This is a genomic window from Bacteroides sp. GM023, assembly GCF_014750685.1.
Lineage (GTDB): Bacteria > Bacteroidota > Bacteroidia > Bacteroidales > Bacteroidaceae > Bacteroides.
The window spans coordinates 921929-947110 of record NZ_JAAXGE010000002.1; the positions used below are offsets into that span (position 1 = coordinate 921929).

Here is a 25182-nt window from a genome sequence, read left to right on the forward strand (position 1 = left end):
GTTTTTGTTTTATGCTGCGGGATCGGGTGTTTCTCCGCTATCACCGCCATCCGGTTTTTCTGGATTACTTCCACCGTTATTCCCTGACGAAGCACCATCATTTCCTTCCGTCTTCTTGATGCTTACCTTATTCAACATCTCCTTAAATTTATACCCCGGAGTAAATACGATCTTCACCCGTTGAATCGTATCGGCATCTACCTTTTCTTCCGTGTCCTGGCTTTTACAATTCATTCCCGGTCGGAAACAGCCGAAATCTCCTAATTGTACCGACAACCCCTTATTCAGATTCGTATTCAGCGCATCAATCAGCGCGTCAATTACGTGTTTCACTGCTCCTTCGGGAATCATACCGAACATGGATACTTCTTTGCACAAATCTCTGAAATCTACCGTATTGGTAATAACATTCTGTGCTACATACTTTTCGGCCTTTGTCTTATCAAAGCCGAATACTCTTTTCTTGACAACATACTTCAGTGCCATACTCTTTCTTTTTTTTAATAGTTAGTTAATTCGTTTTTATTATTGTTTTTGTGATCACGATGCAAAGGTATGCGTTCCAAAATTCATAGACAAGGAAAAAAGAATATGTGCGTGAATAAATTAATTAATAATTGGAATTATATTTCAAAGTTAATAACACTTTTGTTGTATAACTTGATATATTTTATAATATATTTGTATCCTAATTGCGCAATAGAACAAAGTATGGCACAACCTAAAAATATAATCTTACTCTTCCTCTTGCTAATAATCGGAAAGCAACAAACTTTCTCAAATCAGTTACCATATAACTTTAAGGCTATTAATACAACTTCGTCCCTTCCAACCAACGAAGTCCGTAATTTATATCAGGATAGTGAAGGATTCATTTGGATTTCTACCTATAATGGACTTGTGCGTTATGATGGGTACTCGACTATTGTTTATAAACCTGATGTAAAGGATAGCGGAAAATCATTGGATGGTTTTGTTAATATTGTAGTTGAAGACAATCAACACCAATTATGGATTGGGACTCACAATGGTTTGTATGTACTGGATAAAAAAATAGATAGAATTGAAAAAATAGTGTCTCCGGTCTTGCAGAGCAGCTATATCGAAGCAATTGTGTGTGCCACTAACGGGGATTTGTGGGTTGGTGCCAATAAAGGGCTTTACTGTAAAAAATCAGGAGAAAAGAATTTTAAGATGCAAGACCCGTTAGGCTTGGATATAAAGTCTATCATTGAAGACAAACGAGGGAATATCTGGATTGGAACCTGGGAACGGGGATTATTTCGTTATGACCCTGAAACTGAACAGTTTTATGCTTATAAAGGATTGAATTCCAGTGAATCAGCCCATATCCTGTATCAAGACAAAGATGAAAATATCTGGGTTGGAACCTGGCGTTATGGATTGATGAAGATAGTCAATCCATATGATGTGAATCACTACTCGTTTGAACGTTTTGTGCATAAAGAAGGGGATCCGAATAGTCTTGCCGACAATATAATATATGCGATAACGCAGGACCGCAATTCCGGGAAAATATGGATTGGCTCTCGTAGCGGATTGAGTGTACTCGAATCGGAAGAGAATGGTGGTTCTTTTACTAATTATCTTCCCGGAGACAAATCGGGTGATTTACCTTTTAATGAAGTGGATGCTTTATTATGTAGCCGGGACGGTTTGATGTGGGTAGGGATGCTCGGCGGTGGAATATATACGGTGAATACACGCAAACCGCCCTTTACCCATGATACTTTGCCTGCCTTGATGAAGTCTTATCCCACCAGTTCCGTACGTAGTATATTTCAATGTGAGGATGGGAAATTGTGGATGGGGATTATGGGATTCGGACTCATCCTGTACGATCCGCAGACACAGGTGGTCACTTCCTATCATAACCTGCACATGTTTAAGCATTTACCTTACATTTCCACTGTCAATGATATTATTTTCAGCAAGAAAAGGAAAGAATATTGTTTTGCGACATGGGATGATGGCATTTGGCTTTTTGATGGGAAAGAAGTGACAGTCGTCAATACGGAAACTAATCCGGAGCTGACGGATATCTGCATTTATTCCTTATTGGAAGATTCGACCGGTAATTTGTGGATCGGTTCGCGCTCGGGACTATTCATGTTAGATACCTCCGGGCAGTTGAGAGCGTTAGAGAATTTAGTATCCAATAAGAAACAGGAACTTCCCCAGTCATCCATATTTAAAATTGTGGAAGATAAAAATGGTGATATTTGGGCGACGACCGTCACTGCCGGAATTTGGAAAATTTCTCCTTCTGATGGGAGATATAAAGTCAAACAATATGGAGTATCCCAGCAAAGCAGCAGCTCTATGGGAGCCATGGCGTTATGTGTAGACAGTTATAATAGGATATGGGCGGGTACTAATGGAAACGGGCTCGATCTATATGATAAGGAGAAAGATTGTTTTGTTTCCGTTCTTGATGAGTATTTCAAAGATGGAGACGTGGTTTTTAGTATGCTCGAAGATAATCAGAAAACATTATGGTTGACTACAAACTCGGGATTATATCATATTGATATCCCCATCGACGGCAGTTCTCCTGTCATACACACTCATACGGTAGAAGATGGATTACAAGGGCACAACTTTAACCGTAATGCCGCTGCAAAAGGAGTGGACGGTATCCTTATCTTTGGTGGAGTACATGGTCTGAATGTTTTTGATCCTAAAGATATTGTATATGATAAAACGTCCTATCCGGTAGTTATCACCGACTTAAAGATATACAATACCTCTATACGCAAAATACAAGGAAAAGAGTATGATAAAATTCTTGATAAACCTCTTGATTATGCCGATCATATAACACTGGCTTACAATCAAAACAATTTCAGCCTGGACTTTTCCATACTGAATTATATTAATCCTCTATTAAATAAATATGAATATCAATTGGTCGGCTATGATGATGCATGGGTGTCGACGAGCGCATACCGCCACTTTGCATACTATAACAATCTGCCGGCTGGAAATTATGAGTTCAAGGTAAGAGGTGCCAATGCGAATGGTATATGGTCCTCGGACATACGGACTATCAAAATTACAATTTTGCCACCTCCATGGCTTTGTTGGTGGGCGTATTGTATTTATTTCCTTCTGATAATTGCGCTTCTATGGTATCTCTACCGGACTGTACGCAACCGGATAAATATGAAACATACTATTGAACTGGGCAATATCCAGCGACAAAAGCTGGAAGAAATCAATCATGCCAAATTGCAGTTCTTTACAAATATTACACACGAGTTGCTCACCCCCTTATCCATCATATCAGCATCGGTAGAAGAGCTGAAACAACAAAGCCCCGACTTAAAAGGAAGATTACGGGGAATCTCGGAAAATACGATCCGTCTGATAAGGCTGATTCAACAGATACTTGAATTTAGAAAAGTGGAGAATGGATGTCAGAAGTTACGTGTCTCACAGGGTAATATCACTTTGTTCTTGAAGCAATCCATATCCGCATTCACTCCGTTGGTGCGACAGAAGAAACTAAACATCCGGTTTGAAGGAGGAGAGAGGGAGTATAATGGTTATTTTGATTCTGACAAATTAGATAAGATTGTATATAACCTACTTTCTAATGCGGCCAAATATACTCATGAAGGAGGGGTTATAACCGTCTCCCAAAGCTATGATGAAACATCGGGCGTCTACCGGTTTTGTATTAATAATCCGGGTGAACTGATTCCAAAGGAAAAGATAGAGCATTTCTTTGAGCGGTTTTATGAAGGCGAATACCGTAAGTTCCATACAATTGGTACGGGTATCGGCCTTTCGCTGGTCAAGGATCTTGTCTTGTTGCATCATGGTTCAGTGCAAGTAGTTAGTGAGAAGGAAAAAGGTAATAGCTTCATTGTAGAGTTCCCTATTCTTGCTTCCGCTTATCCGAAAGAAGAAACAGACCATACTACACAAGATGCGAATTATGCTGTTTTACCACTGGAAGAAGAAGTTGAAGAGTTTCCGGATATAGAGACAACAGACAAAGCACCGGATACTGTGACTCTCTTATTAGTCGAAGATAATGACGAATTACTGACATTGATGGTTCGGTTATTACAGAACCGTTATCACATCCTGAAAGCCGCAAACGGAATCGAAGCATTGGATATTCTTTTAAGAGAAGAAGTAGACCTGATTGTGTCTGATGTCATGATGCCGCAAATGGACGGAATGGAATTATGCCAGAAAGTAAAAGGAACATTTGAAACCTGCCATATACCATTTATATTGCTGACCGCCATGACTTATGACGAAGATCGTGCAGAAGGCTATAAGTCCGGGGCAGATGGCTATATCTGCAAACCGCTTCGCTTGTCCGTCTTGCTTGCCAAAATAGAGAACCTGCTTGAAAAGCGCAAACGTATTGGAGTCGATTTCCGCAAACAATTGGTCTTTGAAGCGAAAGAATTGAATTATACCTCTATGGATGAGGCGTTTATTCAGAAAGCGATAGATTGTGTGAACGCTCATTTGAGCGATTGTGAATTTGAACATGCCCAATTTATTGCTGAAATGGGTATGGCACGTACCACATTGGCGGATAAATTGAAACTATTGACCGGACTTACCCCATCCATATTTATTTGCAATGTCCGTTTGCAGGCAGCTTGCCGCTTGATTGATGAAAAAAAGAAAATCCGTGTAGCAGATTTGGCGTATGCCGTAGGTTTTAATGATCCGAAATATTTTAGCACATGCTTTAAGAAAAAGTTTGGGCTTACTCCAACAGAATATATGATGAGTGATGATTACCGGAAATAGGCTACAGAGCTAGTAAACAGCCCTTTCCCGGTAATAATAATTTCTTTCCGTCTTTTACTTATTTTACATTTTACAACTGCTGTCATACAGGAGTGGAGGGCTCATGCCCTTTCTGCAACTGGATGGATAATGGTGCAAAAGGTAAAATAGATAATTGGGAATTATATATAAAAGAGTAAAACCGGATAAGCGGCTATATAAGGAAGAATTATTATCGGAAATACTCTCTCAAGATAGCTTACCGCCCTTTTTCGGTAATAATTCTCCCTCATCTTTGTGGGCTCTTCCTACTTTTGTCAGGTAAAAAACATATTTTGTTATATCTTTAAATTTATAGTATTATGAACATGAAAACTCTGACAGGAACCGGAGCGTTTAAGATGTTAAGTCTGCTCCTGTGTTTCTTTTTTCTCATCCCGACGATGAATGTTAGTGCTTCAGTCTTGCAGTCAGGCAAGTATAAAGTTTCCGGTGTCGTTAAAGACGCTACAGGTGAACCGGTTATTGGAGCCAGTGTACTCGAAAAAGGAACTACCAATGGAACCATAACAGATTTGAATGGTAGTTTCGGACTTTCCGTAGGTGCCAATGCCACCGTTGTTATCTCTTTTATCGGATATGCCAATCAGGAGTATGTTATTAATAAGAATAATATGACTCTGAATGTTACTTTGAAAGAAGACACGGAAATGATTGACGAAGTCGTAGTGGTAGGTTATGGCGTACAGAAGAAAGAAAACCTGACCGGTTCTGTCTCTTCCGTTAACTTTAAAGACGTAGCTTCCATGCCGGTAGCTAATACAGCCAATATGTTGCAGGGACGTTTGCCGGGAGTTATGCTGACGGGAAATGGTGCGCAAGCCGGACATGATGATCCTGAAATCCGTATACGCGGTGTCGGAACCCTCAATGAAAACAATCCGATGGTACTGATTGACGGCGTGGAAAGCTCCGTAAGCCAAATCTCACAATTACCCTCTGAAGACATTGCCAGCGTATCTGTATTGAAAGATGCCGCTTCAGCTTCCATCTATGGTGTACGTGCTGCCAATGGCGTTATCCTTATTACTACCAAACGTGGTGGTGAACAGAAACCTTCCATTACTTATTCCGGTAGTATGGCTATCCAGCAAGCCACTGTATTGCCCGACTACGTAAATTCTTATGAATGGGCAAAAATGTACAATGAATGTCATCCGGGAACTGCCTATACTCCCGAAATGCTTCAGAAATTGCAGGATGGCTCTGACCCCGATCACTTTGCAAATACCGACTGGGTAGGTGAAATGTTCCGCACTGCACCTATGCACCAACATCACCTGGCTGTCAGCGGAGGTAGCAAAGATGTGCATTATATGATTTCTACCCAATACTTCAAGCAAGAGGGTATTTTACGTAACACTGCCAACCAACGCTTCAATTTCCGTTCCAATTTGGATGCCAAACTTGGTATCGTGAAACTCGGTTTAAACTTATCCGGCAGCCGTCAAAGCATTGACGAACCGAATACAAGTGTGACCGGCGAAGGTTTGATGCGCTACCTGACATGGTTTACACGCCCGACTGTACCTTCCCGCTATTCAAATGGCGAATATGGTTATGTAGACGGCAATGCAAGCATCTCCCAGTCAGTAGCCAAAAATCCGCTGTATGCATTGAACAATGGACATAAAGACAATATGCATTATCGTTTCGACGGTAACTTCTTCGGTGAAGTTGATATTATAAAAGGATTGAAATTCCGTTCCGGACTGGCTTACAAGTTCTATATGAATGACGTTACAACTTTCAATCCCAGAGACTTGGCACGTTATAACGCAGAAGGCGAAGAAATAGCTCCGGCAGGAACTCAAAACACATTGACCGATTACCATTATCTGGAAACAAGCTACACGAATGAAAATATCCTGACCTATACCAATAAGATCGGTTTGCATGAATTCAGCGTATTGCTCGGTCACTCTATTCAGGCAACACGCTGGGATAAGAACGAATCCAGCAAACAAGGTTTTCCTACCGATAATATCTACGAAATGGACGGTGGCACACAGAATGACAAAGTTACCGGTTCGGCAGAAGAAAGCTCCTTGCAATCATTCTTCGGACGTATCAACTACAATTATGGTGGACGATACTTGGTTGAAATGAATGTTCGTCGTGACGGTTCTTCACGTATGCCTAAGAAAAACCGCTATGCTAACTTCCCTTCTTTCTCGGGAGCATGGCTGGTTTCTAACGAATCTTTCATGCAAAACGTTAAATTCCTGAACTCATTAAAACTGCGTGCCAGTTGGGGTAAGTTAGGAAACCAGGAAATTGGTAATTATGCCTATACAGAAACATTGTCTTCCCAAGGCGGTTATTACTTCGGCGACAAGAAATACGTAGGTATGAAAGTCTCAAAAATAGCCAATGAAAACATCAAATGGGAAACTACGACCATTACCGACTTCGGTTTCGACGCTTCATTCTGGCAGGGTAAAATAAACGTTGTTTTCGACTGGTATGAGAAAAATACATCCGATATCCTTTTGCGTCTGCCTATGCCGAATATTTTCCTGGGAGTATTGGACGCTCCGTATCAGAATGCCGGAAAAGTACGTAACCGTGGTTGGGAATTGGCTGCAAACTATTATGACCAGAAAGGCGAATGGACATGGCAGGCAGGTTTCTCACTGTCCGGTGTAAAGAATGAGATTCTTGAAATGGGTGGTGTAGAGAACATCAGCAACAATACCATCAACCGTGAAGGCGAAGCCATCGGTTCTTATTACGGATTAAAGGCGGTAGGTATTTATCGTACAGAGGCAGACTTGAACCGGGTGAATGCCAACGGACAGATTATCAAGCAAAACGGGCAAGTTCCTCAACTGGGCGACATCATGTATGAAGATTTCGACAATAGTGGAGATGTAACAGATGAAGACCGTCAGATTATCGGTAATCCTTTTCCGAAACTGCAATACTCATTCAACCTCGGCTTCTCCTGGAAGAATTTCGATGTAAGCACTTTCTGGCAGGGAATAGCCGGACTCGAACGCTTCAATTGGGATGAAACCACCATATCAAACGGCGGTAACAAGACTTCACGCTGGTTAAATCGCTGGTCAGCAGACAATCCTAACGGAAATATGCCACGTATGGGAGGAGAAATCAACAACAGATATTCATCTTTCTGGTTGACGAAAGGAGATTACTTGCGTCTGAAAAACTTAGAGATCGGCTACAATTTCCAAAAAGCGGCTTGGTTGGCAAAAGTGGGCGTACAAAGCCTGAGAGTCTATGTAGCCGGAACCAACCTGCTGACATTCACACCACTGGATGATTATGACCCTGAGAAAAAAAGTGATGACTTGCGTAATGACGTACATCCGAATACAAAAACTTATTCATTTGGTATTAATGTTAAATTCTAAACAGATTGATTATTATGAAATTAATAAATAAATATATTGGTTTGACTCTGTTGTCGGGAGCATTACTGACCTCTTGTTCCGACAGTTTTCTCCAGAGAGACTCTTTGACGGAATCTTCCTCTTCCACTTTCTGGCAGACGCCTAATGATGCCATGATGGCACTGACTGCCTGCTATGACGGGCTGCAAAGCAACCAGCTTTATAACTCCGACCAATACAGCCTCGGCCCTTTGTATATGGATTGTATTTCCGACAATGGCGGTCATTTCAACTGGAGTGGCTGGATGGAAGGCTATGATATGGCTATGGGTATTCACAACCCGAGTTCATCGGTCATCGGCTCATACTGGAAAGACTGCTATGAAGTAATAAGCAGATGCAACTTGCTCATAGCAAACATTGATAGAGTAAGTATGAGCAAGGAGGACATCGCCTGCTACAAAGCGGAAGCCATCACTATACGTGCTTTAATGTACATCAACCTGACTACTACTTATCAGGATGTTCCTTACTTGACAGAACCGCTTACATTGGAAAATTCGGAATGTGAGAAAAGTACTCGTGAATACATTGTAGGAGCGGTGATGGCAGACTTGAAAACTATAGCTACCGATCTTCCGCCTACGGCAGCATTGGGACGTATTACTCGTGGAGCCTGCTATGCTCTGTTGGGACGTATGGCATTGTATAACGAAAAATGGGATGAAGCTATCGCTGCTTATAAAGAAGTGCAGAAGTTAGGCTATTCCATAGATCCGAGCTATGCTGACCTTTTCACCACCAAAGGACAAAATTCATCGGAGATTATTTTCTCTGTTCGCTATGAAGGTCCCGGAAAAGACGAAGGTGCGGCATTCAACGCCCATTGGAATACTCCGCTTGAAGCACTGAACGGTACTATCGACCTGGCTGACGCCTATTATGTGGCGAATACCGGAGAAAAAACAACAGACACGAATTACGGTGAAATGACAGATGGCAAATTAGACGTATCCAAGCCTAACGCAGCGCATTTTGCGAACCGTGACCCGCGTCTGTATACTACGCTTTTCGTTCCCGGTATGAAGTGGAATGGTAAAGGTGGTGAAGGCAACTGGTATGGCGGTGCGGCTGCGTCATTCTCTACAGTATATGTCATGAAGTATTTCGACCCGACGGATACCGGAAATTCATGGGATAACGGTCAGGACTTTTATGTCGTAAGATATGCGGAAGTTCTTCTTTCACTGGCTGAAGCATTGGTTCAGAAAGGTGGATATGATGAAAGCGCGGTTATGTCGCTGATTAATGAAGTGCGTCAACGTGCGGATGTGGATATGCCCAGGGTGCAGGATGTAGAAGGCACAGGACTTACTAAAGATGCGCTGTTGGATATCATTAAGCATGAACGTCGCGTAGAACTGGCATTTGAAGGATTGCGCCTGTTCGATGTATATCGCTGGAAAGAATTGGACAAAGCGGTTGCCAACATCGAAAAAGAACGTACATCATTGGGACTGGGCTATGAAGCGCGTCAGTACAATGGCGAACGTGATTATGTATGGCCTATTCCTACCGGTGAATTGGACACAAACAAAGCATTGCTTCAACATGAGCTTTGGAAGTAACAACCGGAGCTAATAACAAAAAAGGATGGTCAAACATTATTTGGATATTGCTTGTATCATCCTTTTTTTTCATCAAAAACTATATTACCATGAGAATAAAAATCCGAAAAAAGAGTTTGTCCCAATGTATCCTTTTGCTGTTTTCAGTTCTGATGATTTCCTGTTCATCTGACGCAGGGAGATGCTACTATATGGATGCTACAAACGGGAATGATGCCAATGACGGACTGTCTACTGATAAAGCCTGGAAAAGTTTGGAACGGGCGAAGTTGGTAACATTCCGGCCGGGCGAGAAATTGCTGCTCAAGCGCGGAGAGATATTCGGAGGCGAATTGGAAGTTACCGGTAAGGGAACTTCCGCACAACCGGTTATAGTGGATGCCTATGGCGAAGGCGACAAACCTTGCATCGTGGGAAACGACACGTCATTATATGCCATGCGGGTATTCAACTCCGATTATGTGACAGTACAAAATATAGAGATTGTAAATACAGGCAGAAAACCATTGCCCGGACGTACCGGATTGAAGGTTGAATGCCGGGATTATGGCGTATCACGCAATATTAGGATTCATAATCTGATGATTCGGGATGTCAATGGTTCATTGGTGAAAGAACTGGGCGGCGGTTCCGGCATCTATATCGTGAATGGCGGAGACTCGGTTGCTTCCCGTTTCGATAGCCTGATGATAGAGAATTGTCATATATTGCGGTGTGCCCGTAATGCCATGATATGGAGCGGTTACTATGACCGCAGTAACTGGCATCCCAGCAAACATACGATTGTACGGAATAATCTGATAGAACAAGTGCCGGGAGACGGCATCGTACCGATAGGCTGTGACAGTACCCTTATCGAATATAATGTGATGCGTGATTGCCCGGAAGTCCTTCCTGCGACAGAAGCGGCAGCGGGCATTTGGCCTTGGAGTTGCGATAACACAATTATCCAGTTTAATGAAGTCAGCGGACACAAGGCACCGTGGGATGCGCAGGGCTTTGACTGTGATTATAACAGCACAAACACACTTATCCAATATAATTATAGCCATGACAACTACGGTGGCATGGTGTTGGTTTGCGATTCCGGAGAGAGAGGTTTCAGCGTCGGAAATAAAAATAGCATAGTACGTTATAATATTAGTATCGGTGACGGTATTCGTCCTAATGAGACTCGTGCCGGAATGTTTTCCCCCGGCATCCATGTAGCAGGCCCTGTGAAGAATACATTGATTGAACGGAATATCGTTCATCTCAACGCCAAACCTTCTGCGGCAATAGACCGGAGTATGATCGTTTCCGATTCCTGGAATGGTTATGCTGATAGTACATTCTTTAAAAAGAATATCTTTTATACGGCAGAAACGAGTCAATTTGCAATGACTGAATCAACAAACAACCATTTTAATGATAACTGGTATTTAGGCAATTACCGGAAGCTGCCTTCCGACGGAACACTGAAAACGTCTAATGTCCTGTATCAACAGAAAGTGCTGGATGTCGATAAAAACGGTTATCAGGGATTATACACTCTGATGGATGAATGTCAGGCCGGCGGTGAGACTTGTCATTTTGTAAATAAGGAATCCATAGAAGATTTCTTTGCCAATATGGAATAAAAACATTGTTTTCAGGAATATCAAACATTCTTTTATTAACAAACATCTTTTATTGACAAACATCTTGCCATGTCTGTAAGCCATCCCCCCGGTGTATCTTTAATGCTCTATACCGATGGCTTACAGACAGTGGCAGTTTGTCAATGACCTGTCATTCCATCGTCTTTGCGTAAACTACCAGTTTCCCTGCCCCGTAGCGCATCAACACCCCTTTCTCAATAAAAGCATTCAACTCATTTATAGCCCGTTTCTTGTCATGCCCTGTCAAACGGCAATAATCGGCACGGGTCAGACAAGGATGTTTCCTGAGATACTCATTAACTATAGTTAGACACTCCTCTTCACTACGCCCTTTCCCATGCGAACGGTTGAAAGACTCTCCACGTTCCAGTCTCATTTGCCAACCCACTTCCTTTTTGAATTGAGTGCCCGGACGGAAATTGATATTCTTTAGTTTGATAGATTGTGCATGTACATCCTCTTTCTTCATGGCAGGAGGCCCTTGCAAGGAAACAGAAAAGTAACCGATGTCACCAAGCTCCACAACCCATCCGTTGGCAAGTAAATCTCTCAACTCGTTTTGAAAAGACTGCATGGCACCTGATAGTAAGCTGCGGCTTATTCCGGTGAATTTGTGTACACGATCCAGAAATTCGTTCTGGTCAATAGTTCCATTGATAACTACACGGGGATGGAGTGGCTGTTGCTCGCCTGTTTGCTGAATATCAGGCGTTTCGTAAAGGTCGTAACGTATGCTCATTTGCGTGATTGTATTATGTAGGCATATTTATATATCCGTTTGCCTGTCCGGATGTGATTCATTCGCTGTTTTTATTTCGTTCCACTATAGTTATCTTTGCGTTCAACTATAGTGGAACGCAAGGTCAACTATAGTCTACTTTGCGTTCCACTATAGTCGAACGAAGTAATATCAGGCAACAAAAGTAATAAGATTAGTGAGAAAAAGAAATAAAAACAGCATAGATAATAATTCCTACAGGAATCCATCGCTCCGTTTTTTAATAAATTAGCTAGAAGTATGGTATTTATTGGTAAAGAACACTTATTTTTGCAGCATGTTACAGTTTGAGAATCAAAAGATAAAACAAATAGTACGCAAGGTGCTTCCGGTAGTAACGCTGGTAGTCATGCTATATTCCTGCGCCAGTATCGGGCGACCGGACGGGGGACCTTATGATGAGACTCCACCCCGTTTCATAGGCAGTAATCCTGCTGCCGGGGCTATAAATAATGAAAGAACGAAAGTTTCTTTGCTGTTTGACGAATTTATAAAGTTGGAGAAAGCGACCGAGAAAGTGGTTGTTTCCCCACCACAGATACAGCAACCCGAAATCAAGGCTTCAGGAAAGCGAATACAGGTGAACCTGCTCGATTCTTTGAAACCTAATACAACCTATACCATTGACTTCTCGGATGCCATTGTCGATAATAATGAAGGCAATCCGTTGGGCAACTTTGCGTTTACCTTCTCTACCGGTGCGCAGATTGATACGATGGAAGTATCGGGAACCATACTCGATGCCTCTAACCTCGAACCTATCAAAGGTATCCTGGTCGGACTGCATTCCAACCTGAACGATTCGGCTTTCAATAAGCTGCCTTTCGACCGTGTGGCACGTACAGATAGTCGCGGGCGATTCTCTATTCGTGGTATAGCTCCCGGCAAGTATCGTATATACGGACTGATGGATGCCGACCAGAACTTTACTTTCAATCAGAAGAGCGAGATGATTGCTTTCCATGATTCGCTGATTATCCCTCGCATGGAAGAACGTATCCGCATGGATACGGCTTGGGTGGATTCACTGACCTATGACACGATTGTTGAGAAGAAATATATGCACTATTTGCCGGATGATGTCATTCTCCGGGCTTTCAAGGAACTGAACTATTCGCAATATCTTATCAAGTCCGAGAGACTTGTTCCGCAGAAGTTTACTTTCTATTTTGCAGGTAAGGCGGACACTTTGCCTGTGCTGAAAGGGTTGAACTTCGATGAAAAGGATGCTTTTGTCATTGAGAAGAACCAGCGGAACGATACGATTCATTATTGGGTGAAGGATTCTTTGCTCTTCAAGCAGGATACTCTTGCCATGAGTCTGACTTATCTTTATACGGATACCTTGAATCAGTTAGTACCCCGCACGGATACGCTGAATCTGGTTTCGAAACAGAAGTATAAGAAAGACGAACCGGAGAAGAAGAAAAAGAAGAAAAAGAAAGATGAAGAGGAAGAACCGGAACCGACGAAATTCTTACCGGTGAATGTCAGCGCGCCTTCGTCGATGGATGTATATGGCTATATATCCTTGAACTTTGAGGAACCGATAGCCAGCTTTGACAGTACGGCTATTCATCTGCGACAGAAGGTAGATACGCTTTGGCAGGACGTGCCGTTTGAGTTTGGACAGGATTCTCTGAATCTGAAGAAGTTTAATCTGCTTTATGATTGGGAGCCAACTTTTGAATATGAGTTCTCGGTAGACTCGACAGCTTTTCATGGCATATACGGGCTGTTTACCGATAAAATCAAACAAGGCTTCAAGGTGCGCAGTGAAGATGAATACTTCACGCTTCATTTCAATGTGACGGGAGCGGATTCTCTGGCATTCGTAGAATTACTTGACGCACAGGACAAAGTTGTTCGCAGGCGGCGCGTGGAGAAAGATGGAATGGTGGATTTCTACTTCCTGAATCCGGGAAAATATGCCGCCAGGCTGATAAACGACACAAATGGAAACGGAGAATGGGACACGGGGGACTTTGCAAAAGGCTTGCAACCGGAAGCGGTCTTCTATTATCCGACCATATTAGAGTATAAAGCGTTGTGGGACGTGACACAACCATGGGATATTCATGCGACCCCTGTGGATAAACAGAAACCGGATGAGCTTAAAAAACAAAAACCAGATGAAGACAAGAAGAAAAAAGATCGAAATAGCCAGAACAGGCGGCGCTAGCTTTCGCCGTAGTCTGATAATTGGACTTATGGCATTACTGATGGGAATTTTCGCCCTTCCCGCCAGTGCCCAATGTGAGGCGAAGAATGACGCGTTTCAATCCGGCGAACATGTGATGTATGATTTGTACTTCAACTGGAAGTTTGTCTGGGTGAAAGCCGGACTTGCCAGTCTGACGACCAATGCGACTACCTACCATTCGGAACCGGCATACCGTATCAACCTGCTTGCCTTAGGCAGTAAACGTGCGGATTTCTTTTTCAAGATGCGCGACACGCTGACTTGCGTGATTGGCGAGAAACTGGAGCCCCGTTATTTCCGTAAAGGCGCCGAGGAAGGAAAGCGCTATACAGTAGATGAGGCTTGGTTTTCTTATAAAAACGGGCTGTGCTTTGTCAATCAGAAACGTACGTACCGGGATGGGGCATTTGATGAATCGGAAGCAAGTGATAGTCGTTGTATATATGATATGCTGAGTATTCTTGGACAGGCGCGTTCTTACGATCCTGCCGATTATAAGGTAGGGGATAAGATTAAGTTCCCAATGGCTACCGGTCGTAAAGTGGAAGAACAAACGCTTATCTATCGTGGAAAAGAAAATGTGAAGGCGGAGAATGGAGTTACATATCGCTGCCTGATATTCTCATTGGTCGAATATGATAAGAAAGGAAAGGAAAAGGAAGTGATTACTTTCTTTGTCACAGATGACCAGAATCATCTTCCGGTTCGTTTGGATTTGTTCCTCAATTTTGGTTCGGCAAAGGCGTTCCTGAATGATGTTCGGGGGAATCGCCATCCGTTGACTTCTATTGTAAAATAAGATTAGTCAAGATACAATCAGGTGCGGATTTCACGGCTTACTCTGTGAAATTCGCACTTGATTGTATCTTGGCTAATCTATTTTACTGTGATTCCTCTTTATTTTTCTATCTCAAAAGGCACTTTCTGTTCTTTCCTGAATACGCTGGATTCAAAAGTAGCAATCAGCTCTCCATTCTGATTAGTAATATCTACCTGATAGCACCCTGTACTTCGGCCGATATAACGTTCGCGTGCTTCGGCATAAAGAGTGTCGCCCGGTCCGCTGGCACGTACGAAAGTGATGGTGGAGGAAAGGGAAAAAGCAAGTGTGCCGTGTGAATTGGCTGCTGCGGCAAGTGCGAGATCCGCTAATGTAAAGATAGCTCCTCCTTGTGTACGGGCTCCTGCATTCAGATGTTCGGGTTTTATTTCCAATTTGGCTTTGCTGTATCCTTCGCGTACTTCCAGCAGTACTATACCTGCGTTTTCTGCGAATATGTCATTCTTAAAAAACTCTTGTGCGGTCATAATTATTTATAGTTTGAAAATTCTTGTATTGACACCTTTTTGTACAATTGTTTCATGCTTGGGCATGTCTTCTTTTGTGAATACAAAGATAGGCTTATTTATTCACATTTGACTGGTCGTGAGGCCGAAGTTTTTGGCAAACTATTCCAAATGTTTCAAAGTATGGAAGGATAAAATGAAGAATTCCTATATTGAAAAAAAGAAGGATGTCTCATTATTCGTGTTGAACGAGTAATGATAGGGGGAACATCTCTTCTTTTTTATACTTGTTATTAAAGGTCGATATATGCGTTTATTTTTTTAACGAATGGTGCCTGTCAATTGGAAAAGCTTTTCCCGCCCATGCCTTCTGAGATGTCCATTCCTCGGCCGGATCACTCCAGAAAGGATGTTCGGCAGGAAGTCCCAAAGGCAAGAAAACGAGTGAAGTCATATACAAGCTGCCATTATTAGTATAATAATTAGCCAGCTCCGGCTGATGTCCTGCAAAACCTAGTGTCAAGAATCCTTTATCATCAAAATTTCCATCTACCGAAAACATATTTCTCATGACTGCACTTAATGCACTCCGGATTTGTCCGTAAGTCAGTCCTTCGGGAAGACCATATTTCCAAGCAGCCAATGCCAATGATTGGAATGCTCCCATGCGGTAGGTTACGGAGCGCCCGAAAGCTGGAAATGTACCTTCCGGAGAAATAAGACGTTCTATGAATGTATTAAAACGCTGCATGCGGCTGATTGCCAGTTTGTAGCTGATTGGAGTAGGAAAATGGTTCTTGCTGCACGTTTCCAATATCTCGATGTACATAGGATGAATAACGAAAGAATTGTAATAATCCAATGAGAATTCTGCCCCGTCCGAATACCACCCGTCACTAAGATACCATTCATTTATTTTATTAAGGCCAGTAGTCAAGGCATAACCGTCCGGTTCTTCACCGACGGAAAGCAAGAAGGCTTCTACCATGCCACGAAACAGCAACCAGTTATTATATGCAGGACGGATGACGCGCACTTTCTTAAAACATTCAATATAACGTTCTTTTGTTGTAGCGTCTAGCTCTCCCCAAGTCGTCTTAGGGGCACGAATGAAGCTTTCCGCAAGATAAGCGGCATCTACCAAAAGCTGTTGATGTCCTTTCCACAACAAATAATCCAGACTCTGAGGATCAACTGCATTCTGATAAGCCTTCAAGGCCCACTCGCGTAATTGTTTGCGTTGCTTTCCTTCTGCCGTATTATCATCTGGTAACTCGAGCCAGGGAGAAATACCTGCCATCAACCGACCGAATGCCTCCATATAGGCTACTCGTTTGTCTCTTCCGTCCCACGTGGGACTTAACTCCAGTTGCATATTCTTTTGCAACTCGCCTTTACTCATATTCTCCAGAATGGGTTGTGCTATTTTGTAACATAAATCAGTCCACTGTGTTCTGTCGTTTACCTGTTGATTTTTTTTCTTATCAGCGGCATTGATACTCAGGAAACAGAAAGGAATAAGAGCCAATAAAACAATTCTCAATTTCATAATCATTCTTCTTAAATAACTGAATACATATAATTAAGATATTAATGTATGGCAAAATAGCACCATTTATTTTTATCTTATCTGACTAAATAGTCCTTAATAGTTGCACTTATTTTCCGAATCATCCACATCGCTGATGGGATGCCGAAATAAAGGCAAAAATTCTCGGACTCGAAGTTTAAAATTGGAAATTTAACTTTTTAGAAGCGCCGGAATATATTCCGCTATTTCTGAAATTGCAAGTAGCTTTATTTGTTTTTGAGGATTTTCTCGGCATGCAGATTTCTATTTCTATAGTAGATTGTGCTTGTTTGGGATCAGCTATATGAACATCTACTTTATTTTCGCCTTTATCCTTGATCATAAGTGCGCAGCCTTCGCTTACTTCAACAGATATGTCTTTACTCTTGAATTTTCCTGCTTTGTAGAATATCATCTGCCAGATACCGAGCTTTTTATTTTTAACAATTTGTAGGTCTTCCGTATTAGATAAGATTTCAATATTCTTACTTTTTTCATACTTTTTCATCTCGGCTGCAGTCTGTTTGTTGGGAACCACTATGTAAGCATAGTTGGCATTAGAAGGATTTTTTCCATGATTAAAACCTACTGTGAAAATATCTGCCTCTTGAGATTGCTTCGAAGCTGTGTTATTGATGTCATACCAATTACCGGTTTGTGTCTGATTACTTACAAAGATCTTTTTTCTTTCGGGGAATAAATAACCTATTTTATTATGAAGTATCCAGTCTGCTTCTATATGCTTTGAAGAACTTTGTTCCAAATGTGATGTTTTTTTTCCAACGGAGAATATAATTTCTTTTTGGGAGAGCAAACTTTGGTTCACTGTTGTGAATATTTCCTCGGGAGATGTGGAATAGATACCTGTTCCAAGACATACAACTTCATCGTCGAAGAAAAACCAGGCCTTTTTGGCTTTTGTATTAATGTTGGCATAATTATCTGTGTAGGAATAGGCGGATGCACCGTAAATACTGTCGGATACTCCTCCGGCAAAGGTAGAAGTGCCTCGCGTTTGCCAACTGCTTTTGGCCATTGGTATTTTATTCATTTGCGGAGCGGTAACTCCGGGAATACGGGTCCAATTCCACACAGGAAATATATTTGCATATTCATTACCGTCCACTACTATGTTGGTGCAGCCGTCGGACATGAAATAGGTTTTTAGGTTTTCTCTGTTTCCGTATTCGCAACGCATCGTACGGTTGGATACCATACGCACATCGAAGGTATAGTCAGGACGTACGTGCAGAGTATAGTCACCGCGGAAATAATGGGTGTGTTTGGACTGTAACGCATAGTTGGCGGCTTCTTCCCCTTTCAGGCGTTTGATTATTGCCTTAAATTCCTCACCATGTGTGGGATCCAGTTCAATCATGCGTTTAGCAAATAAAATTGTGTTTGTTTTTTTTGTAACTCCCGGACGACTGACTCCTCTTCCGAGTACGTCGAATAACATGTATTGTCCTCTTATGGTCGAATAATAAGTTTCACGCATAAATTTGCTCAATATTGCTAATTTTGTCTCAGGTATGGCATATTGGGTGCTTTTGGTGTACATAGCTATCTGAGTGATACCTTTCAGGATTTCGTCTCCATATCCTCCGATATAAAGTTGGACTCCGTGCTGAAAATAGCTGTTATCATGCTGAAATCCTTCTTTGGTTGTATAAGCGATGGGGCTATATGCATTTTCAATCGCGATTTTTAAGTCCGTATCATTTTTACTCAGGCAAGAACGATATATCCAGTGTAAAGCTATATCAGTGCGGTTCGCTCCGGTCCATTTGGAAGGATGTCCGCCATCTTCTTTGATTCTTTTTAAAAGTTTGTTTTCCAATACGGTGGGAAGGTGCTGCTCTCCGGTTCGCATTTGTATAAGTAATATTCCTAGACATTGTGGCTCGGCTATTTGATTATACCACCAGTTATGGCACCATGGATTACGTTCATGCCAGTATTCCAGCCCTTTCTGTATTTTAGCAAATAATAGTCTGTCTTTATAATATTTGTTTTTGGGATTCGTATATGCAAAAACGAAATCATACAAACGTTCGAGGTGTGTCATCGGGGGCCAATTAGTACGTTGTATGCTACTGTAATCTACATCAGTGAAAGAACCGTCTTTGTTGTTGTATTTTTCTAGCGCTTCTTCAATATGAGGATTTTGAGCAAAATCTTGTCTGATTTTCTTCATTAATACTTCAAATTCATCGTGACTGTTGGTGTAGACATTCTCGCTGAGATATGCTTTTGCGGAAAAAAGATTACTAGTAATAAGTAATGTGACAAAAATAAAACGAATAGTGATTTTCATATTTTTATTATTAAAAATGACGGGTACAAATATCATTAGAAAAATAGGAATGTATGTACCCATTTTATCTTTTAAGAGGGAGAAGTTTGTCCGTTGGGGGCAAGATAGGTGCAATATTGTTTGATTATGTGTCTTTATTGTGTATTCATATAAAATAGTGCAATAAGTTGGAGCGTGAAGATAGGTGTTTTTTGAAAAATATGTTTTTCTTTATCGCATAATTGAAAATTGATAAATTGAATTGTATGAAAAAGGTGCTATTCTCTTTTATTGTTTTGTCTATAATGAGTATTTGCTCTTGGGGACAAGATGTTTTTAGTAATTCGGAAATAAAGTCGGTAATGAAGCGTGTAGCCGATTGGCAGATTGCCAATCCGGCTGAAGGAGCGGAACATGACGACTTGAGTTGGACGCATGCTGCTTTGTATATGGGAATGATTGACTGGGCGGAATTGACGGAAAAAGAAGATGGAGATAACAGGTATTATAAATGGTTGAGAAGTATAGGCAGGCGTAATGCTTGGCAGGTGGGGAAATATATGTATCATGCGGATTTCATAGCAGTGGGGCAAGTTTTTATAGATATGTATCGTAAATATGGAGATCGGAACATGTTGCTTCCGACGATGGCACGCACTGAGTTTGTCATTAATCATCCATCGTCTAGTACGCTTAAATTAGACTATGGAAATATGGAAACATTGGAGCGTTGGTCATGGTGCGACGCGTTGTTTATGGCTCCTCCCGTATATGCCAAAATGTACATGCTGACACATGATTGGAAGTATGTCAATTTTCTGAATCAAGAATATAGAGCTGCTTATGATTATTTGTTTGATAAAGAAGAGCAACTATTTTATCGTGATCACCGTTATTTCGGTAAAAAAGAAGCTAATGGCAAAAAAGTGTTTTGGGGACGTGGAAATGGCTGGGTCTTGGGAGGACTTTGTGAGATATTGCAAACATTGCCTCGTAATAATATGCATCGTGAGTTTTATCAAGACTTGTTTGTGCGTTTGGCCAACCGTGTTGCTTCATTGCAGGGAGAAGACGGATATTGGCATGCTAGCTTGCTTGATCCGAAATCTTATCCTTCACCTGAAACTAGTGCAACCGGGTTCATCGTATATGCTTTAGCGTATGGAGTTAATGAGGAGTTGCTGGATAAAGAACATATGATGCCTATCATAAAAAGAGGATGGGAAGCTTTGGTGAAAGCTGTTGAAAAGGATGGAAAATTGGGGTATGTACAACCTATCGGTGCTGATCCTAAAAAAGTGACTCGGAAGATGACAGAGGTTTATGGAGCGGGTGCCTTTCTACTTGCCGGCAATCAAATGTATAGGTTGGTTCAAAAGATTCTATGAAGTCAACGGACATGGTGTACATGTAATGATATGGTTGTATATGAAATCAATGCAATTCCTACGTATATCTCTGTTATAGGTAATATTCCTTCTTACTTTTTTTTAATGAAATGTAACCGGTTTTTAAAAATATTTTCATACCTTCGTTTATCAAACATCTAATACACACTTCAATGATTCGATTAAAGTACTATCTTGTATTATCTTTATTACTGTTTCCTAGCTGCTTTTATGGACAGTTCTTTAAGAGATTAGGAATGAAAGACGGTCTTTCTAATCCTTCCGTATTGGCTATTTATCAGGATACGTTGGGACGTATGTGGTTTGGTACTAATGAAGGCGTTAATATATATGATGGTAAACAGATTCATCAGTGTAAATCTTATGTGGTTGGGCAATCTCAACAAGTAAAATTGATAAACGGTTCGATAAATCAGATTGTCGGCGATTCGCTGGGAAATATTTATATACGTAATAATCATGCATTACTTAGATATGACATACGTAATGAAAAATTGGAAGAAATACGCTCTTCCAGAGTAAGTTCTGTAGCCTCTATTAATCGAAAAATATGGTGTGCTATGGGAGATTCATTATTTAAATATGATTGCAATAGAGATTCATTACATTTTTTTCGTAAACTGAATACATCTACTATTTGGTGTTTGGAGAAACAAGGAGAAAAACTTTGGATTGGAACCAGTAAAGGACTGTATGTGCTTGAAAACGATTTGGTCAAATGTGTGCTTCCAAAGATTGAAATCTTTAGATTATTTGTTAGCAGTCATAATGAATTATGGGTTGCTTCGCGTATGAAAGGTTTGTATCGTATTAATCAGGAGGGAGAAATTAGAAAAGAGGAACATTCTTCCACTCGTGTGGTAAGTGAGCAAATACGGGGCTTTGTAGAAGATGATAAACAGAATATATGGTTTGGGACATTTGACGGATTACAGGTATATAATCCTTATTTGGACACATACTCTGTTTATCGTCCCGGTTATATATTGGGGGCTTTAGAGCACCAGTCTGTTTTTTCTTTATATAAGGATAACCAGGGAACTATCTGGATAGGAACATATTATGGCGGAGTCAATTATTTTAATCAATCCAAAGATGTGTTTCATTATTATCCGTACAAAAAAATAAGTGAGGGAGGATTGAGCTTTCCTATTGTAGGACAGATGGTGGAAGATAAGGACCATAATCTCTGGATTTGTACTGACGGAGGTGGGGTTAATTGTTTGAACCGAAAAAATAAGACTTTTACATATTATATGGCTTCTGGTGGAAATTCTATCATACATAATAATGTGAAGAGTATTACTTATGATAAAAAACGTGATCACGTATATATAGGTACATATACCGGAGGACTAAGTCGTTACGACCGGAAAAGCGGAAAGTTTCATAATTATCTTGAGGCATTTGAAAGAATAGGAAAAGGGCCGGGGCAAATTATCTATCATGTGTTGTTTAAGGACGGCTGGTTGTATGTTTCTGCTCGTAATGGTTTTTGGAGGATGAATCCTGATACAAATGAATTCCAAATTTTGGATAACGAAAAACTGTTTTTGACGTTTGAAATAGATAAACAAGGATATATTTGGTTGACTACAGGTTTTGAACTGTACAAAATCAAAGTGGATGGTGGAAAACGCCTGGAAGTGAAGCAGATGACTGAACGGAAAGTGAAGATTACGAAAATTATGGAAGCGTCCGATGGTACTATTTATATTTCCACATTGGGAAATGGGGTTTATGTATATAATTATGATAAAGAAAAATGGTCGCATCATACCGTGGAATCGGATAATTTATTAAGTGATTTTTGCTATAATATAGTAGAAACGCCTAATAACAACATCTTGTTGTCCAGTGATAAAGGATTATCTATTTATTCTTCTTTCAATCATTCGATTTATTCTATTGAACTGGGGCTTAGAGGAGGAATATCGGCTGTGGCAGAGGGGTGTGGCTTATGGGCGGCAACTGACGGTCAGATTTATGTAGGAGGGGTAGATGGAATGATTTCTTTCAGGGAGGAAGATTTATATGTGGAGAATGAGACTGTACCCAGGCTTTATTTTTCCGAACTGCTGATTAATGATGTTAGAATTGACCCCGGAGATGATTCTGAAGTGTTGGAGGAAGCGTTACCTTTTACGGGTAAGCTTGATTTATCTTATAAGCAAAATAACTTGGCGATTCTTTTTTCCAGTTCCAACTATGTGGAACATGAAAGAAATGTGAGGTTTTTCTATAAATTAGAGGGATTTGATGACGATTGGAAATCTACCGAACAGTTACGTTTAAAATATACGAATCTGCCTTCTGGTAATTATGTCTTGAAAGTGCGTGAGTTGAAAAATAAAATGCAAGGGGGAGAATATAATGAGATTGCACTTACTATTAAGATACATCGTCCGTGGTTTGCCACATGGGGGGCTTTTATTTTTTATTTTATTATCGTATCATTTATACTGTATGGTATTTGGCGAGTAATAGCCAAGCGCAGAGCTTTGGCCTTATCGTTGGTGAAAGAGAAAGATGAGAAAATGCGGATAGAGGAAATGAATAAGATGAAATTGCGTTTCTTTACTAATATATCACATGAGTTCCGCACTCCTTTAACTTTGATTATCGGGCAGATAGAGATGATGTTGCAAATGGAGAAATTGTCTCCCGTTGTGACTAAACGTATACAGGCGGTATATAGGAATGCGATGAATTTGCGAATCTTGATAACAGAACTTCTTGATTTTAGAAAACAGGAACAAGGATTTATGAAGTTGAAAGTAGAATGTGTAGATGTGGTTCCTTTTATAAAAGATATATATAGATCCTTTGTTGAATTGGCACGTAGGAAAGACATAACTTTTACATTTGAATCTATGGACGAAAAGATTGATTTGTGGTTTGATCCGCAGCAAATGCAAAAGGTGTTGTTTAATCTTTTATCAAATGCTTTTAAATATACTCCCGAAAGTGGAAATGTAAAAATAACTATCAAGAGGGTGCGTCAGATAGTTGAGATTGCTGTGGCTGATACCGGTTGTGGAATCCCGAACGAGGATTTGTCGAAAATATTTGAACGTTTTTACAGAGGAGACGAAGTGCTGCCTGACGCAGTTCAGGGAAGTGGGATTGGATTGGCGTTCACAAAGGCTATGGTAGAGGCACATAAAGGGAGTATAAAGGTGGAGAGTGTGTGGAATGAAGGGAGTTGTTTTAAAATAGAGTTACTTACGGGAAATTCCCATTTTACTAGGGAGGAGTTGGATCATGGACGGAGCATTCTTTCTTCGTCTGACTGGGCAGAGGTGCTTAAGGTAGAAAATTTATTATTGCAGGAAAAGCAGACGGAACTCGTGATTAGTGATATTGTGGATAAGGAAGATGAGATTGAACTAAAAGTAAAACCGGTTATTTTGCTGGTGGAAGACAGTGAAGAAGTGATGGAACTTCTGGTGTCTATCTTTTCGTCCGTTTATACCGTTTATAAAGCAGATAACGGACAGGCAGGATATGAACAGGCTTTGAGGATTCATCCGGATATAGTAGTGAGTGATGTAATGATGCCTGTAATGTCCGGTAAAGAGATGTGCTATAAAATAAAGAATTGTTTGGAGCTGGCGTACGTTCCGGTTGTGTTGTTGACAGCCCAAGCATCAGATGATCATACTATAGAGGGATATGTGTTTGGAGCGGATGCTTATATAACGAAACCCTTTAATGTTAAACTTTTATTGGCTTGTTGTAGTAATCTGTTGAAAAGCAGGCGCGTCTTATTGGATAAGGTGGCTCGGAAAGAAAAAACTATGTCGCAAGAAACCAGGGGATTGAGTGTGTCTGATCAGAGAATCCTGGATACAGCCACGGATATTATTAAACGAAATTTTGACAATTCCGATTTTGATATGAATACGTTGGCTTCGGAATTGCATATGGGACGTAGCAAGATGTTTGCTCGTATAAAGGAGGTGACAGGGCTGACACCTAATGAATTTGCGTTAAAATTAAAATTGGAAGAAGCATTACGAATGTTACAGGAAGAACCTCAGTATAATATTTCGGAGATCTCTTACAGTTTGGGCTTTACTTCTCCACGTTATTTCAGCCGTTGTTTCAAAGCGTTTTATGGAGTATCTCCCTTGACCTATAGAAAAGGTCCCGAACTTTAGAATATAGATT

13 protein-coding genes are annotated in these 25182 nt (G+C 40.9%); 8 read left to right on the forward strand and 5 right to left on the reverse strand.

Annotated features, from left to right (window positions below):
* Window positions 1-9: 9 nt before the first annotated feature.
* A complete protein-coding gene (locus tag HC965_RS05960; protein ID WP_191030592.1) occupies window positions 10-486 on the reverse strand; it encodes an HU family DNA-binding protein in 477 nt (158 codons plus the stop codon).
* A gap of 225 nt (window positions 487-711) precedes the next feature.
* On the opposite strand from HC965_RS05960, the gene HC965_RS05965 reads away from it, so the two are divergent.
* The 4 genes from HC965_RS05965 (at window position 712) to HC965_RS05980 (ending at window position 11445) form a co-directional block, all read left to right on the forward strand.
* Window positions 712-4803 carry a two-component regulator propeller domain-containing protein gene (locus tag HC965_RS05965; protein WP_191030593.1) on the forward strand — a complete coding sequence of 1364 codons (4092 nt, stop codon included), beginning with the start codon at window positions 712-714 and terminating at the stop codon, window positions 4801-4803.
* Window positions 4804-5144: 341 nt separating this feature from the next.
* On the forward strand, window positions 5145-8219 hold the full coding sequence (locus tag HC965_RS05970; protein ID WP_191030594.1) for a TonB-dependent receptor: 3075 nt from the start codon (window positions 5145-5147) through the stop codon (window positions 8217-8219).
* Window positions 8220-8233: 14 nt separating this feature from the next.
* Window positions 8234-9826: a RagB/SusD family nutrient uptake outer membrane protein gene (locus HC965_RS05975; RefSeq protein ID WP_191030595.1), complete on the forward strand. Its 1593-nt coding sequence runs from the start codon at window positions 8234-8236 to the stop codon at window positions 9824-9826.
* Between the two features lie 89 nt (window positions 9827-9915).
* Window positions 9916-11445 carry a right-handed parallel beta-helix repeat-containing protein gene (locus tag HC965_RS05980; protein ID WP_191030596.1) on the forward strand — a complete coding sequence of 510 codons (1530 nt, stop codon included), beginning with the start codon at window positions 9916-9918 and terminating at the stop codon, window positions 11443-11445.
* Between the two features lie 151 nt (window positions 11446-11596).
* Here HC965_RS05980 and HC965_RS05985 read toward each other — a convergent pair whose 3' ends face one another.
* Window positions 11597-12205: a DNA-binding protein gene (locus HC965_RS05985; RefSeq protein ID WP_191030597.1), complete on the reverse strand. Its 609-nt coding sequence runs from the start codon at window positions 12203-12205 to the stop codon at window positions 11597-11599.
* 316 nt (window positions 12206-12521) lie between these two features.
* On the opposite strand from HC965_RS05985, the gene HC965_RS05990 reads away from it, so the two are divergent.
* Together HC965_RS05990 and HC965_RS05995 are read left to right on the forward strand one after the other, a co-directional pair.
* Entirely contained in the window at window positions 12522-14426 is a 1905-nt protein-coding gene (locus tag HC965_RS05990; RefSeq protein ID WP_191030598.1) for an Ig-like domain-containing protein, read from the forward strand.
* Window positions 14377-15246 (forward strand): DUF3108 domain-containing protein, encoded by an 870-nt coding sequence (locus HC965_RS05995; RefSeq protein WP_191030599.1) that lies wholly within the window; start codon window positions 14377-14379, stop codon window positions 15244-15246. The genes HC965_RS05990 and HC965_RS05995 overlap by 50 nt, the downstream gene beginning before the upstream one ends.
* A 98-nt stretch (window positions 15247-15344) precedes the next feature.
* On the opposite strand, the gene HC965_RS06000 is transcribed toward HC965_RS05995, so the two are convergent.
* From HC965_RS06000 to HC965_RS06010, 3 genes are all read right to left on the reverse strand, one after another.
* Window positions 15345-15755, reverse strand: coding sequence for a PaaI family thioesterase (locus tag HC965_RS06000; protein ID WP_191030600.1), 411 nt, complete (start codon window positions 15753-15755; stop codon window positions 15345-15347).
* A gap of 292 nt (window positions 15756-16047) precedes the next feature.
* Complete coding sequence (locus HC965_RS06005; RefSeq protein WP_191030601.1) at window positions 16048-17283, reverse strand: DUF2264 domain-containing protein; 1236 nt, start codon at window positions 17281-17283, stop codon at window positions 16048-16050.
* A gap of 178 nt (window positions 17284-17461) precedes the next feature.
* Window positions 17462-19621, reverse strand: a complete 2160-nt coding sequence (locus HC965_RS06010) for a polysaccharide lyase 8 family protein (RefSeq protein ID WP_191030602.1) — start codon at window positions 19619-19621, stop codon at window positions 17462-17464.
* A gap of 284 nt (window positions 19622-19905) precedes the next feature.
* Between HC965_RS06010 and HC965_RS06015 the strand changes: the two genes are divergently transcribed.
* Complete coding sequence (locus HC965_RS06015; protein WP_370539968.1) at window positions 19906-20988, forward strand: glycoside hydrolase family 105 protein; 1083 nt, start codon at window positions 19906-19908, stop codon at window positions 20986-20988.
* 173 nt (window positions 20989-21161) lie between these two features.
* Complete coding sequence (locus HC965_RS06020; protein WP_191030604.1) at window positions 21162-25172, forward strand: hybrid sensor histidine kinase/response regulator transcription factor; 4011 nt, start codon at window positions 21162-21164, stop codon at window positions 25170-25172.
* The last annotated feature ends 10 nt before the right edge of the window (window positions 25173-25182 follow it).